Below are 14,326 nucleotides of genomic sequence, written 5' to 3' on the forward strand. Positions count from 1 at the left end.
GCCCGGGAGAGATTTGGAGCATAGTTTGGCAACTGAAGCCACCGAGGCAAAGACGCAGCGTCTGCCGCGCTATCTGCAACTGGCAGGCGAACTGCGCGAGGCGATTCTGAAGGGCGAGTTCGCAGGCGGACGGCAGTTTCCGACCGAAACGGTGTTGTGCGCCCGATACGATGTCAGCCGCTACACCATCCGCGAGGCGCTGCGCCGGCTCGAGGCGGAAGGCCTGATCCAGCGGCGGCGCGGTTCGGGCACCACGGTGCAGCCTGCCGCGGCGCGGGGCGGTGCGCTGCACCAGCCGCTCTCCAACGTCGGCGAACTCTTGCAATATGCCCGCGACAGCGAGGTGGTGTATGAGCGGCAGGGCCACGGCCCGCTGCCGGCCGAAGTCGCGGTGCAGCTGGCCGAGCCGACGGGTGGCGAATGGACGGTCTTTCGCGGGGTGCGTCGCCACGCCGGCGATGCCCCGCCGATTGCGGCCACTGCGGCCTATTTCCATGAAATGCTCGGCGAGGCGGTCGACGCGCTCGATCTGGGCGCGGGGACGCTGTTCAGCCAGATCGAGCAGCTTGCCGGTGTGCAGATCGGCAAGGTGACGCAAGACATTCAGGCGATTGCTGCGGACGCGGCCATGGCCGCCGCGCTCGAAGTCGAGGAAGGCAGCCCGGTGCTGCGCATCCTGCGCTGCTATTTCGATCCGAAGGGACGGATCTTCGAGATCTCGGTCAGCCACCACCCCGGTGACCGCTTCGCCTACGCGATGCATATCGACGTCGAGGCCTGAAGCGGGGATCACGCGCCGCCGTCTCCCAATCCCGGCACCCGGCCCGGCGTCCACGCCTCACCGGCAAAACGGATCGCTGGCGCGATGAAGCTGCCCCCCGCAGCGCCTGTCACCAGCAAGCCGCGCTCAGCCACGTGCGGCGCGTCGAATGCCTCGCGGAAATCGAGCACCGGAGCAAAGGCGACGTCCTTGTCGGCGAACCATTCCTCCCACTCGCCGCGGGTGCGGGTTGCGAAGGTTTCAGAGAGGAAGGCGATCAGTTCGCCCTGCTCACCCGCTGGTGCATCGGCCAGCGGATAGAGATCCTCGCGTTCGAGCGCGCCCAGCAGGTTGCGTGCAAATTTCAACTCGCGCCCGCCGAGCACCACGTGCTTGCCATCGGCGGTGGCATAGACGTGATAGAAGGCCGCCCCGCCGAGACTGCGCTGCTGCGCCGAGCGCGGGGATGGCCCGCCCGCGATCGCGCTGCCGGCGATATGCGCGCACCACGGCAGCATGGAATCGAACATCGCGCAGTCGATATAGGCACCCTCGCCTGTCCGTTCGCGCCCGACCAGCGCCATCAGCACTGCCGACAATCCGGTGAGGCCCGCGGCGAGATCGGCGCTCGGCGCGCCGGGCACCACCGGCGTCCCGTCAGCCCCATCATTGACGGCAAGGAAACCGGCGAGCGCCTGCACCGCCATGTCATGCGCCGGATGATGCGAGAGTGCCCCGTCCTGCCCGAAGGCCGAGATCGAGCAATAGACGATGTCCGGGCGGATCGCCCTGACGCTTTCGTAATCGAACCCCAGCCGTGCCATCACGCCGGGCCGGAAGCTTTCGACAAAGACATCGGCGCCGGCGACCAATTCGCGCAAGCTGGCCTTGCCCGCCTCGCTCTTGAGATCGAGCACGACGCTCTGCTTGCCGCGATTGAGATTGGCAAACCACACCGAATGGCGCGCGCCGTCATAGGTAGCAAAGGGCGCCTGCTCGCGCGCCGGATCGCCCGCCGCCGGTTCCACCTTGATCACCTCGGCGCCGTGATCGGCCATCATCACCGTCAGCATCGGCCCCGGCAGGAACTGCGAGAGGTCGATAACCCGGATGCCGCTCAGCTTGCCCATGGTGCTGCCTTCCCTCCCCCGCGCGCGTCAGACGATGCCGGCGGCGCGCAGGCGGGCGATCTCGTCCGGATCATAGCCGAGGCCTGCGAGAATATCGTCGCTGTCCGCCCCCAGCAGCGGCGCCGCGCGGTTGGGCAAGCGCTTGCCGTCGAACTTGATCGGGCTCCTCAGCACCTTGAGCGCGGGCGCATCGGGATGGGCGATGGTGTCGCGCATGCCAATTTCCTCAAGCCAGGGATTGTCGAGCGCTGCGCCCAGCTGGTTCACCGGGGCGACCGGCACGTGTCCACCGAGCAACTCCTGCCAATAGGACATTGGCTGCTGCGCGAACTCGGCATCGAGCGTTTCGGTCAAGGCCTCGCGGTTGGCGAGCCTGTCGGCATTGGTGGCAAAGCGCGGATCGGCGGCGAGATCCTCGCGCCCGATGCGGGTGAGGAGGATGTCCCAGAATTTTGGCAGCTGGCACATCACGAACATCCAGCCGTCGGCGGCGCGGAACATCTGGCTGGGGGTGGCGGTGGGATGGGCGCTGCGCGGGGTGCGCTGTGTTTCGTCACCATTGTTCATGTACCACAGCGCCGGATAGCTCGTCTGGTGGACAGCGGCGGAGAGCAGGTCGGTATCGACATCGCGCCCTCTGCCGCTGCGCTGCGCATCGACCAGCGCGCCGAGCAGACCGATGCAGAAGATCGTGCCGGTGATGAAATCGACCATCGACAGGCCCATGCGCTGCGGGTCGCCGCCGGGCTCGCCGGTGAGCTGGCAATAGCCGGCCTCGGCCTGCATCAGGTAGTCATAGCCCGGCCACTTGGCGCGCGCGTTGTCGCGGCCATAGGCGGACAGATGGGCACACACGATCGCCGGGTTGATCGTGCCGAGCGCGGCGTAATCGAGCCCAAGACGCGCGGGCAGATCGCCGCGCATATTGTTGGCCACAGCATGGCTTTCGCCCACCAGCCGATGCAGCACTTCCTGCCCGCCATCTGTCCCCAGATCGAGCGTCAACGACCGCTTGTTGAGATTGAAGGCCTGAAAATAGACGCTTTCGCCCGGCCGCAGGAAATGCGGCCCGACCGCGCGCGCGGTGTCTCCGCCGCCGCGCCGCTGGCCATCGGGACCAGGCTTGCCGGGCGGTTCGATCTTGATCACCTCCGCGCCCATCTGGGCAAGGAACATTGTCCCGTATGGCCCCGCGCCATATTGCTCGGCGCTGATGATCCGGAAGCCCCGGAGCGGAAGATCGGTTGCCGGTTCCATCGCGCGCCGCCCGCTCAGGCCGGGTTTTCCTTGAGGTGCTGCCGGGCGATGATCATGCGCTGCATTTCGTTGGTCCCCTCGCCGATGCACATCAGCATGCTGTCGCGATAATAGCGTTCGATGTCGTATTCCTTGGAATAGGAATAGCCGCCGTAGATACGCATCGCCTCCTGGCTGTTTTCCACCGCAGCCTCGCTGGCGAAATACTTGGCCATGCCCGCTTCCTTGTCGCAGCGTTCGCCGCGGTCATAGGCTTCCGAGGCATCGAGCGTCAGCAACCGCGCGGCGCGTGCGCGGGTGACCATCTCGCCGAGCTTCAGCTGGATCGCCTGATGTTCGGCAATCGGCTTGCCCATCGTATGACGCTGCTGGGCATATTCGGTGGCGAGCCGGAGGCTGCCCTCGGCCAGACCGACCCCGCGCGCTGCGACGTTGATGCGACCCAGCTCCAGTCCGCCGGTGGCTTGGAAGAAGCCCTGCCCCTCCACTCCGCCGATCAGCTGGTCGGCCGGTATGCGATAGTCCTCCATGATCAGCTCGGCGCTGTCGATCGACTTGTAGCCCAGCTTGTCGAACTTCTTGCCGGTGGAAAGCCCGTCGCGCTTGTCGGCGATGAACAGGCTCATGCCCTTGTAGCGCGGCTCGGCCGCCGGATCGGTCTTGGCCAGCAGAGCGAAGCACTGGCCATTCAGGGCGTTGGAAATCCAGGTCTTGGTGCCGTTGAGGATGTAATCCCCGTTCGCATCCTTCCGCGCGACGGTGCGGATCGCCTGCAGATCCGTGCCGGCATTGGGCTCGGTCAGGGCCAGCCCGCCGCGAATCTCGCCCGACGCGAACTTGGGGAGCCACTTGGCCTTCTGCTGGGCGGTGCCGAAGCGTTCGACCGCCGCGGCCATGATGAGGTGCGAATTGAAAATGCCGGTGATCGCCATCCAGTAGCTGGAAATGCGCATCACGATCTTGGCATAGGTCGTCGCGGGCAGGCCCAGCCCGCCATATTCCTGCCCGATCGTGGCGCCGAACAGGCCCATCTCGGCCATCTGGTCGACCAGTTCGGCAGGCCACAGATCATTGTGATCGTGATGCTTGACCACAGGAATCACCTCGCGTTCGAGCCAGCGGTCGATCGCGTCCATGAAGGCGCGCTCCTCTTCGGGCTCGATGCTGCGGATCTGGTTCGCGATTACTGCGGCAGTGGCCATGGCTATGATCCTTGCGGTCGGTCTGATTACTTGTCGAGCGCGCCGAAGCCGCGCTTCCATACCAGCACGGTGCGCTTGTAATGGGCGACGATATCGCCGTGCTGGTTCATTGCGGTGGTCTTGAAGGTGACGATACCCTGCTCGGGACGGCTCGCGCTCTCGCGCTTTTCGAGCACCTCGCTCTCGCAATAGAGCGTGTCGCCGACGAACAACGGCTTCGTCATCCGCACCTCGTCCCAGCCAAGGTTGGCAATTGCCTTGCCGCTGGTGTCGGAGACGCTCATCCCGGTCATCAGTGCGATGGTGAGCGGGCTGACCACCAGCGGCTTGCCGAACTCGGTGTCCTTGGACAGCTCGTAATCAAAATGGGCCGGATGCGTGTTCATCGTCAGTAGCGTGAACCACACGTTGTCGGCATCGGTAATGGTGCGCCCAGGGCGGTGTTCGTAGATGTGGCCAACCACGAAATCCTCGAAATAGCGCCCCTGCACCTCGCGGAAGCGGCCGGAGGATACCTCGATGTACGAATCACGCATTGCTGTGCTCCTGGTGGCGCGCCAGCAGCGCGCGGTAGCGGATGATGAAAGGCGCCTCGAGCATCCGCCCGCGGAACCGGATCGCGCGCCCGCCGCCCGCCTCGTAGGCGGCAAGCGCCTCGCGCGCTTCGGCAAGCTCGGCCTCGGTCGGGAGGAAGGCGGTGTGGATCGCGGGCAGCTGCGCGGGATGGATCGCCGCCTTGGCGAAAAAGCCGATCGCGCGGGCGCGGGCGGCTTCGGCGGCAAGGCCTGTCTCGTCCTCGAGCCGGATGAAGGGCACGTCGATCGCAGGCTTCTTTGCTTCGGCGCAGGCGAGCAGCAGCAGCTGGCGCGCGGCGAGCAGCGGCTCCCAGGCCAGTTCGACGCCCAGTTCGCCTGAAAAATCGCCCCCGCCGAACATCACCGCACCGACCTTCTCGTGCGACGCGATGGCCAGCGCATGGCGCAAGCCGCGCGGCGTCTCGATCAGCGGGATGAGTGGCGGGCACCTGTCACCCAGCGCGCCAGCGATGACCGCCAGATCGCCCGCTTCCTCGACCATCGGCACCAGCAGTGCCTCGGGCAGCGCGGGCGCATCGACCAGCGCGGCAAGGTCGCGGATCCCGGCCGCCGTGCGCACCGCGTTGATGCGGATACCCCAGCCTGCAGTCGCATCGGCCACCTGCCCAAGCGCAGCCGTGCGGGCGCTGTCCTTGTCGGCAGCGGCGACCGCATCCTCCAGATCGATCACCGTCAGCCCCGCCCCGGCGGCGCGCGCCTTGGCAAAGCGATCGGGCCGCGATCCGGGAACGAAGAGCAGGCTGGCAGCGACGAACACGATTGCTTCCATGGTCCTTTTGGCGTGGATTGCACCAGTCAGAATTGAGGCTTCACAATTTGTCCGGACAAATCTAAAGTCAAGGAGGAATTGTACGATTGTCCGGACAATTACCGATTATGCCGCTGGTTTGGAGGGAAATGATGACATCGACGAAATCCGGTCTCCTGGCGACCGCTATGGCCGCCTGCGCGATGCTGGCGAGCGGGCCGGCCGACGCACGCACGCTCGACCCGGCCAACCCGCAGGACGCGCTGGAAATCTCCAAGCGCCTGCAATGCGGTGCGTCGGAAGACCAGCCGGCCGTCTATCACTGGTCAGGCAACGTCTATGGCCGCAGTCCGGGAATCCGCGACAAGCTGCTGTTCAAGGGCGAAGGCATGAACATCCGGCGCTGCGTCGAAGTCAACGATCCGGTGCGTGGCAAGGGCTGGCGGCTGATCAGCCGCGAAGTCATGCTCATGCTCGATCCCAAGACCGGAGAAGTGCTCAGGAAATGGGAAAATCCCTACACCGGCGAAACCGTGGACGTGATGCAGATCCACAATGACCCGGTCAATGGCCGCCCGAACTTCGCGGTCGGCGCCGATGGCAAGCCGCTCACGCTCGACACCATGCGCGACGCCGGGCCGTTCGTGTTCATGCCGTTCGAGGCGCCGCTGTTCTATCCCAACCCGCTGGCGGGCGATTATCAGGAATATATCGGCGGCGAATATCACGCGATGGAGATTTTCGATTTTGCCGCGCTCAAGAGCGATCTGTTCGATAGTACCACCCCGACCGCCTATCCGATGGTCAGCTGGGTGCGGATTTCGGGCTGGGCGCCGTGGATGAAGATGGGCAGCCGCCCGGGCCAGATGGTGTTCAATGCCATGGGCCGGAAACTGCCCGGCGGGTTCGAAGAACTGCCCGCCGTGCTCAAGAACGAGATCCGCGCCAATTATCCGATCTATGAACAAGCTCCGCCGAAAGACGATATGCGGCCCAACGAGACGACCTGGACGAAGTTCAAGCTGCTGAAGGATCAGGAACGCGCTGCGGCAGGGAGCAAGAAGCCAGGCGAGAGCCACTGATGAACGGCACGCGGCGCACCTTCCTGGCCAGAGGGAGCGCCGCGATCCTTGCCGGCGCGGCCCCCGCTCTGGCCCGCAGCCGGACCGAGGCCGATGTCGCCATCATCGGCGCTGGACTTGCCGGACTCCATGCGGCGCGCGCCTGCGAGGCAGCGGGCCTGCGGGTCGTCGTGCTCGAGGCCGAGGCGCGGATCGGCGGACGACTGCATAGCTTGCGCGATTTGCCCGGCGCGCCCGAGGCGGGCGGCATCCAGGTCGGCGCGGGATACACGAGGCTGCGCAAGGTCGCTGACGCGCTCCGCGTCGGACTGGAGAGCGGCGGGGGCGCAGGCGCGGGGATCGCCGATGCGCCGGGCAATCTCTATGCCGTGAACAGCGTGACAGCCACGCCTTCCGATTGGCCGACCAGCGCCGCTAACCGCCTCGCCGAAAGCGAACGCAAAGTGGAACCTGCTGCCCTGCTGCGCCACTATGCCCGCGCCTTTGTCCGGCTTGCCAGCCCGGACGCCTGGCTTAACGTGTCGCCCGAGGCCGACATTTCCGTGCTCGCAGCCCTGCGGCAGGCGGGGGCCAGCGAAGAGGCGCTGCGGCTGATTGCGGCCAATTTCAACGGCAACAGCCTTGCCGGAATGTCGCAGATCGCGCTGGCGCGCACCTTTGCGATCTACGCCAGCCAGCCCGGCCCGGTTGCGACCATTGCAGGTGGATCGCAGCGGCTGCCCGAAGCCATGGCGGCAAGCTTGCGCGGCGATGTGCGGCTGGGCGCAACCGTGCGCGCGCTGCGCGAGGAGGCGGACGGGGTGACGCTTCACCTTGCCAGCGGCACCCTGCGCGCGGCCCGCGCGATCTGCACCATCCCCTTTGCCGCCTTGCGCCACATCCCGATCGAATGCGCGATGCCGCCTGCTTTGGCGCGCATGATCGCCGAGTTGCCCTACACCCGCGCAAGCTTTGCCTATCTCGCAGCCAGCGAGCCGTTCTGGGAAACCGACGGTCTGCCGCAGACCTTGTGGACGGACGACCCGTTGATCGGGCGCGTCTTCGTGCTCGGCTCCGATCCGCCGATGCTCAAGCTGTGGACCACCGGTGCCGGAGCCGATCTGCTCGACAGGTTGGTGCCTGAGGATGCCGAACGAATGATCATCGACCGCATTGCCGCGATGCGCCCCTCGGCGCGCGGCAAGCTGCGGGTGCTGCGCTTCCATAGCTGGCAGAAAGCGCCGGGCGCGCGCGGGATCTACCATCATATCGGCACGGGCATGACTGGCGATCTTGCCGCGGCGCTATCGCATCAAGGCGCACACCTGCACTTTGCCGGCGAACATTTCGGGCGCGCGGCGAGCGGGATGGAGGCCGCGCTCGAGAGCGGGGAGGCCGCCGCACAAGCCGTGCTTGCGCGGGTCTGATCCGCTTCACCAAAAGCAAAGGGCGGGAGCATAACGCCCCCGCCCCTGACTATCCGCGCAGCGCCCTCTGGTCTGTCAGAAGCGCACCTCCGCAATCACCCCGAAGCGACGCGGCGGACGCAGCCCGGCGATGAAGTTGCGGCGCAGGTCGCGATTGGCATCGGCGTAGCGGATCAGCTGATTGACCGCGGTCTCGTCGAACAGGTTGCGCACATAGAACTGCAGGCGGAACGTGTCATTTTGCGCGCCCAACCGGACATCGGAAACCACCGAGTCCCCCGTTTCGGCAAGATTATGCACCTGTGCAAAGCTGCTCGAGAGCAGGTAGGCGTTGATCCCCGCGAAGATCTCCCAGTCGGAGTTGCCGAGATCGCGGCGATAATCGACATCGACGAAAACCGTGTGCTCGGGCGCGCGCGGCAGAGACTTGCCGGTGATGTCGCCAAACAATGACTGGCACCCGGAGATGTTGGGCAGCTGATCGCCGGTCGAGCAGTTGACGAGACCGTCATCGGCCACATCGTTGAGAACACCCTGGTTCTCGTCCGAACCGCGGCGGAAGCGGCTGTTGGCATAGGCATAATTCGCCGTAAGGGTCAGCTCGGGCGTAGGCCGCGCGGTCAGCTCGAACTCGAAGCCGTGAATGCGAACATCGCCGGCATTGTTGATCGCGGTCACCTGCTGCGGGGCTGCCGGCGGATTGATGACTTCGACCGGCTGGGTCAGCTGATAACCCTCGATCTCATTGTGGAACAGGGCAAGGTTCACCACCAGTGCGCCGTCGAAGAAGGTGTTCTTGGAGCCCACTTCGTAGGACTTCACATCCTCAGCCCCAAAGGTTGCGCGGCCGACCGAAATCGCCGCAGCGCCGTTGAAGCCGCCGGGCTTCTGCCCTTCCGAATAGACCCCGTAGAGCAGGTGATCCGGGGACAGCTGATAGTCGACCGTGATGCGCGGAAGGAACTCGCGGAAAGTCGCCTCGCCCGGTACGGCTGCACCAATATTGCCTGCCGCCACCGTGGCAGTCTGGGCAAGGGTGCGGATGCGTTCTTCCTGATACCGCCCTTCGGCGCTGATCGAGAGCGCGTCGGTGAGGTTGTAGCTGATCGAGCCAAACACCGCCATGTTGCGGATATTGTCGATCGCGCTGTTGCGACTCTCGGCCAGAGTACCGAGCGGGAAGGCCGGGCTGAGCGAGCCGCAGCGCGGCGTGATCGCGCAGCGCGCCTGGCGGGCGGCCAGCATATTGGCATTGGCCTCGGCCTGGGCACCCGGGGGCAGCACGCGATTGTCGCGCGAGACACTGTCCTGATCCCAGTAGAAGCCGCCCAGCAGCACGCGGGCGCGATCAGTGGTGTATTGCAGGCGCAATTCCTGCGACCAATCCTCGCGCTTGGAGGCATTCGAGAACGAGAAATCGGTCTGCGAGCTGGCAAAACCGAAAGGCACCGACGGAGCCGTCGGCGGACCGAGCGGGATGGTGGCGAAGATCACCCCCTGAAAGCGGTTGGGAGAATAGTCGCCATCGGTGCGCTGGACGGCTTCGCGGTGGTTGTAGCCCGTCAGCGATGTCAGCGTCAGATTGTCGGCCAGATCGACATCGATGCTCAATCCAGCGTTCCATGTGTCGATCGCATTGCCGACGAATTCTCCGGCGAACTGGCGGCTGTAATCGCTGCTGACCGGTCGCGGCTGGATCACCCCGCAGAAGTAACGTCCACGCCCTGCATAGAGGGCACCGTTATCGGGCAGGCAGTTGTTTTCATTGGCATCGGTCGCGAAAATCGCCGGTTGGCCGTCGCGGGTGCGGGTGTAGTTCCCGCGCAGCCCGACGCGCAGCGCGCCGCCGTCGTCGTACTTGAGCATCGCGAAGCCCGAGCTTGTTTCCTGCACCCCGATCGGCGTCTGGTCGAACTGGTTGGTGAAGAGCCCTTCGTTCTTGAAGTGGCGTCCACCCACAATCAGGCCGAGACCTGGCGCCAGAGGCCCGCTGAGCGAGCCGCTGATGTCGTAGGTCAGGCCTTCGGCAACATCGGCCTGCACCCGCCCGCCCCAGCGGTCAGCGGGTGACTTGGAGATGATGTTGATCGCCCCCGAATAGGTGTTGCGCCCGTAAAGCGCGCTCTGCGGCCCCTTGACCACTTCGATGCGCGAAATGGAGTCGATGTCGTAGTCGGCAATCGAGCCGTTGAAATAGATGCCGTCGATGAAGAAGGCGACGCCCGAGTCCCCGAGAATATTGGCTTGCCCGCGGATCACCGGTCGGTTGGCGTCGCGTCCGAAGCTGTCGTCGAACACCAGGCCGGCGGTGGCACGCGTCAGATCGGTCACGCTGTTGAACCCGAGCCGGTCGATCCCTTCGTCCGTCACCACCGCAACCGCCAGCGGCGCATCCTGGAGGCGCTCCTGCGTCTTGCGGGCCGTGACGAAGATTTCGTTCACCTGCGTCACGCCATCGTCAGACTGCTGCGCACTGTCGTCAACCGCGTCTTGCGCCATCAAAGCGCCCGGCGTGAGCATGGTGGCTGCCAGCAGGATTGTGCGAACAAACTGTCTCATGATCGATCTGCCTCCCGTCGAGCCTCGCAACTGCGATGCCCCAAACTTTGTCCCGCCTTCATTTCTGACGTAGCCAAGAAATTTGTCCAGACAAATTTTTTCGCGGCGGTGTGCGGTCGCTCGCCAGCGGCCTGTGTGGCATTGCTGTCACAGGGTGCGGAGCGGCTCAGAACGGTTTCACATTGCCCAGATAGGCCGTCACCAGCAGCAGCAGATAGACCGCCCACACCCAGATGCGGGTGCGGTCCATGGTGCGGCGCAGGGGGATCTCGGTGGCATCGCTCGACCCTTGCGTCAGCACCGCCGCCAGCTGCGCGCCGACCGGCTTGAAGGTCACATCGATCATGATCGCGGCGACGAAAATGCAGCCGAACAGCAACGCCTTGGCCGCCAGCCAATCAGGCTCGAGTGGCGCACCCACGATCAGGCTCTGCCCGCCGAGCCACAGGTAGAACCCGCCGATCAGCCAGCGCAGCCAGCCTTCGATCCGGCGATTGCGCGCGGCGCGCGGGGTCTGGTCGTGATGGTGCGAATCCCACACCAGCCACAGCCACACCAGCCCGATTGCCCACGCCCCGGCGAGGAGCCATCCGGGCACATCCCACCACTGGCCCAGATCGGCCACGCTCAGCGACAGCGGCACCATCAGCGCCCAGGCACTGCGCGGCACCATGTCGACCTCGACCAGCAGCTTGAGCAGCGCGATCCGCTGATCGAGAGAATAGACTGTCCGCCGCCGGAAATGCTGGCCCAGCACGAACACCCCGACATCCGCCCCCAGCCACAACACGAACAGCAGCAGGTGGGCAAAAACGAGTGTCGGATAGGCAGAAGCAGACAAGGTCACAGCAGGCTCCCGGGTCAGACTGTTGCGCGAACAGCACGCGGCACGACAATAATCGTGCAGGTTGTCCGGACAAATTGCATTTCCGCGCTTGACAGGCAAGCTTTTGTCCGGACAAATTTGGTGCACGCAGGACAGGGACATCTGGATCGTCAGCAGGCGGCCAGCCTTGGAACAGGTAAGGAGCCCACCCGATGAAATCCCGATTCTCGCTGACTCCGGCGCTGGCCGGCATGACTTCTGCGATTGCACTGCTTGCAACCCACGCCCCGGCGATGGCTCAGGCTGACGACACCGCTGACCCGAGCGCCGATCAGGGCGGCGTGAGCGACATCATCGTCACGGCCCAGCGCCGTCAGGAGAGTGTGCAGGACGTTCCGATCGCGATCACCGCCTTCGGTCAGGAGGAACTCGAACAGCGCGGCATCGTCAGCGCGCTCGACGTTGCGCAGTTCGTGCCGAACCTCGTCGGTCTCAACAACACCGGCCTTGGCACCGCCAATTCCTATTACCTGCGCGGTATCGGCAATACCGAATCGATTGCCACCTTCGACCCACCGATCGGCACCTATGTCGACGACATCTACCTCTCGCGCCAGAACGCCAACAACCTCTCGCTGTTCGACGTCAACCGCATCGAGGTGCTGCGCGGGCCGCAGGGCACCCTTTTCGGTCGCAACACCACCGGCGGTGCGATCAACGTCTACATGAACGAGCCGGGCGACGATTTCGCGGGCTATGCCGAAATCGGCTACGGCAGCTACGATCAGAAGCTCGCCCGCGCCTCGCTCGATGTGCCGCTGGCCGATAGCTTCGCGATCAAGGTTTCGGGCTACTGGCAGGACGATGATGGCTACACCATCAACACCACCACCGGCGAGCGCGACAACCAGAGTGACGGATGGGGCGTGCGGCTGGGCCTGCGCGGCGAATTGTCGGACAGCGCGCGCTGGACGGGTTCCTACATCAAGACCTCATCGAGCGCGGGCAACACGCTCAATTTCGATTGCGATCCGGCCAATCCGGCCAATTGCAATGGCCGCTTTGCCACCACGGGCCTGACCAGAGGCGGCAATTTCGTCAGCCCCACGCTCGGAGCGCTGTTGACCGGTCGCAAGGCCAATTTCGGGCTCGGCAATGAGGCGACGATGGATTTCATCGCGTCCAATTTCGAATTCGAGCTGGGCGATGACTGGGCCGTCAACATCATCACCGGCTTTGTCGACCTCAATCAGGACTTCGCGGTCGATTTTGGCGACGGGCGCGGCCTGCCCGCTCTGGCGACCCCTGTGCCAGCCGTGCGCGGCTTCCCCTTCGGCGGGTTCACCATCGTCAATGAAGGCGAGCACACCCAGTTCACGCAGGAAATCAAGTTCACCGGCTCGCTCGGCGATGGGCTGATCGACGTGGTGGGCGGGGTGTTCTACTTCCACGAGGACAACCGCACCGACTTCGGCGACATCTTCACGCTCGGCAACGCCTTCCCGCTGGTGCTGGCCGACCGCGTGATCAACAACAAGGCCGAGGCATGGGCGGGCTATGTGCAGGCCGATCTCAACCTCACCGACCAGCTGACGGTGACAGCGGGCATCCGCTACACCGACGAGGAAAAGACCTTCGCGATCCGCGACAACCGTCCGCGGCTCGCCAGCGGGCTGTGTCAGGCGGCGGCGCAGTTCGGGCCGTCGACCTGCATCGACACCGCCAACCTCACCGCCCCCAACGGGCTTGCCATCCCGACCCGCCAGTCGGTCGATCTGTTCACGCCGCGCTTTGCCGTCAATTATCAAGCCAGCGACGATGTCCTGCTGTTCGCCTCGGCCACCCGCGGCTTCAAGTCCGGCGGCTGGAACGCTCGCGGCACCAATCCGGGGGAACTGCTGCCCTTCGGCCCCGAAACCGCATGGAGTTACGAGGCCGGGGCCAAGACCGATCTGTTCAACCGTCTGGTGCGGCTCAACGTCACGGCTTTCTGGCTCGACGTGTCCGATCTCCAGACCCCGTCGGCCTTCGTGCGGGGGGACGGATCGCTCGCCTTCCTGGTGCGCAACTTCGCCGATTACCGCAACAAGGGGCTTGAGGTGGAATTCACCACCGTGCCGGTCGAGGGGCTGAACCTGTTCGCCTCGCTCGGCTATCAGGACGATGAATACCGCATCGATGCCAATGCCCCGGCGCTGGACGAATACGGGGTGCAATCGGTCGCCGCGCAGCGCGCAGCCTGTCTGACGCAGCTTGCCGCGGGCCGCCTGCCCAATGCGAGCGGCACCAGCAATGCGCCCGCCTGCGGCGTCGGCATCGTCGCCCCTGACGGTTCGATTGCCGAGCCGGTGCGCACGCCCGAATTCACCATCGCGCTGGGCGGCAGCTACGACATCGCGCTTGGTGATGTTACGCTGACGCCTTCGGTCAACGCCAACTGGCGCAGTTCGAGCGAGGTCGGCACCAGCAACGTCACCTTCTACGATCAGGACGTGACCGGGCCGACCGGAACAGTTTTCCCGTCGAACACGCTGGGTCTGGGCAATCTGATCGATCCGATCACCGGCTCGTTCAGCCAGGATCGCTGGATTCTCAACGCCAGCCTCACCCTCAGCCATGTTGGCGGCTGGGCACTGGTCGCCGAATGCCGCAACTGCCTCGATGAAGAGGCGGTCGAAAGCTCGCTCGCCAATTTCAGCTATCTCAACCCGCCGCGCACCTGGGTGCTGCGGGCGAAGTACGATTTCTGATGATCCTCGC

At 65.0% G+C, this 14,326-nt stretch carries 11 protein-coding genes; 4 read left to right on the forward strand and 7 right to left on the reverse strand.

The window, feature by feature from the left end; genetic code table 11:
• The first annotated feature begins 25 nt into the window (after window positions 1-25).
• Entirely contained in the window at window positions 26-781 is a 756-nt protein-coding gene (locus PS060_RS00635; RefSeq protein ID WP_273984813.1) for a GntR family transcriptional regulator, read from the forward strand.
• Between the two features lie 8 nt (window positions 782-789).
• On the opposite strand, the gene PS060_RS00640 is transcribed toward PS060_RS00635, so the two are convergent.
• The 5 genes from PS060_RS00640 to PS060_RS00660 are packed head-to-tail and all read right to left on the reverse strand — an operon-like array spanning window position 790 to window position 5,714.
• The gene (locus PS060_RS00640; protein ID WP_273984814.1) at window positions 790-1,890 is read right to left on the reverse strand and encodes a CaiB/BaiF CoA transferase family protein; all 1,101 of its coding nucleotides are present in this window, start codon (window positions 1,888-1,890) and stop codon (window positions 790-792) included.
• 27 nt (window positions 1,891-1,917) lie between these two features.
• Window positions 1,918-3,147 carry a CaiB/BaiF CoA transferase family protein gene (locus tag PS060_RS00645; RefSeq protein ID WP_273984815.1) on the reverse strand — a complete coding sequence of 410 codons (1,230 nt, stop codon included), beginning with the start codon at window positions 3,145-3,147 and terminating at the stop codon, window positions 1,918-1,920.
• Window positions 3,148-3,161: 14 nt separating this feature from the next.
• Window positions 3,162-4,349 (reverse strand): acyl-CoA dehydrogenase family protein, encoded by a 1,188-nt coding sequence (locus tag PS060_RS00650; RefSeq protein ID WP_273984816.1) that lies wholly within the window; start codon window positions 4,347-4,349, stop codon window positions 3,162-3,164.
• A 26-nt stretch (window positions 4,350-4,375) separates the two neighbouring features.
• The gene (locus tag PS060_RS00655; RefSeq protein WP_273984817.1) at window positions 4,376-4,885 is read right to left on the reverse strand and encodes a MaoC family dehydratase; all 510 of its coding nucleotides are present in this window, start codon (window positions 4,883-4,885) and stop codon (window positions 4,376-4,378) included.
• Window positions 4,878-5,714 carry an HpcH/HpaI aldolase/citrate lyase family protein gene (locus PS060_RS00660; RefSeq protein WP_273984818.1) on the reverse strand — a complete coding sequence of 279 codons (837 nt, stop codon included), beginning with the start codon at window positions 5,712-5,714 and terminating at the stop codon, window positions 4,878-4,880. Before PS060_RS00660 ends, PS060_RS00655 begins: the two co-directional genes overlap by 8 nt.
• Before the next feature lie 167 nt (window positions 5,715-5,881).
• On the opposite strand from PS060_RS00660, the gene PS060_RS00665 reads away from it, so the two are divergent.
• Both PS060_RS00665 and PS060_RS00670 read left to right on the forward strand, forming a co-directional pair.
• Entirely contained in the window at window positions 5,882-6,775 is an 894-nt protein-coding gene (locus PS060_RS00665) for a DUF1838 family protein (RefSeq protein ID WP_273984819.1), read from the forward strand.
• Complete coding sequence (locus PS060_RS00670; protein WP_273984820.1) at window positions 6,775-8,181, forward strand: flavin monoamine oxidase family protein; 1,407 nt, start codon at window positions 6,775-6,777, stop codon at window positions 8,179-8,181. Before PS060_RS00665 ends, PS060_RS00670 begins: the two co-directional genes overlap by 1 nt.
• A gap of 75 nt (window positions 8,182-8,256) precedes the next feature.
• On the opposite strand, the gene PS060_RS00675 is transcribed toward PS060_RS00670, so the two are convergent.
• Window positions 8,257-10,740, reverse strand: coding sequence for a TonB-dependent receptor (locus tag PS060_RS00675; protein WP_273984821.1), 2,484 nt, complete (start codon window positions 10,738-10,740; stop codon window positions 8,257-8,259).
• Window positions 10,741-10,906: 166 nt separating this feature from the next.
• On the reverse strand, window positions 10,907-11,587 hold the full coding sequence (locus PS060_RS00680) for a hypothetical protein (RefSeq protein WP_273984822.1): 681 nt from the start codon (window positions 11,585-11,587) through the stop codon (window positions 10,907-10,909).
• 191 nt (window positions 11,588-11,778) lie between these two features.
• On the opposite strand from PS060_RS00680, the gene PS060_RS00685 reads away from it, so the two are divergent.
• The gene (locus PS060_RS00685; RefSeq protein ID WP_273984823.1) at window positions 11,779-14,316 is read left to right on the forward strand and encodes a TonB-dependent receptor; all 2,538 of its coding nucleotides are present in this window, start codon (window positions 11,779-11,781) and stop codon (window positions 14,314-14,316) included.
• Window positions 14,317-14,326 lie beyond the last annotated feature (10 nt).

It is taken from the genome of Erythrobacter sp. BLCC-B19 (assembly GCF_028621955.1).
Lineage (GTDB): Bacteria > Pseudomonadota > Alphaproteobacteria > Sphingomonadales > Sphingomonadaceae > Erythrobacter.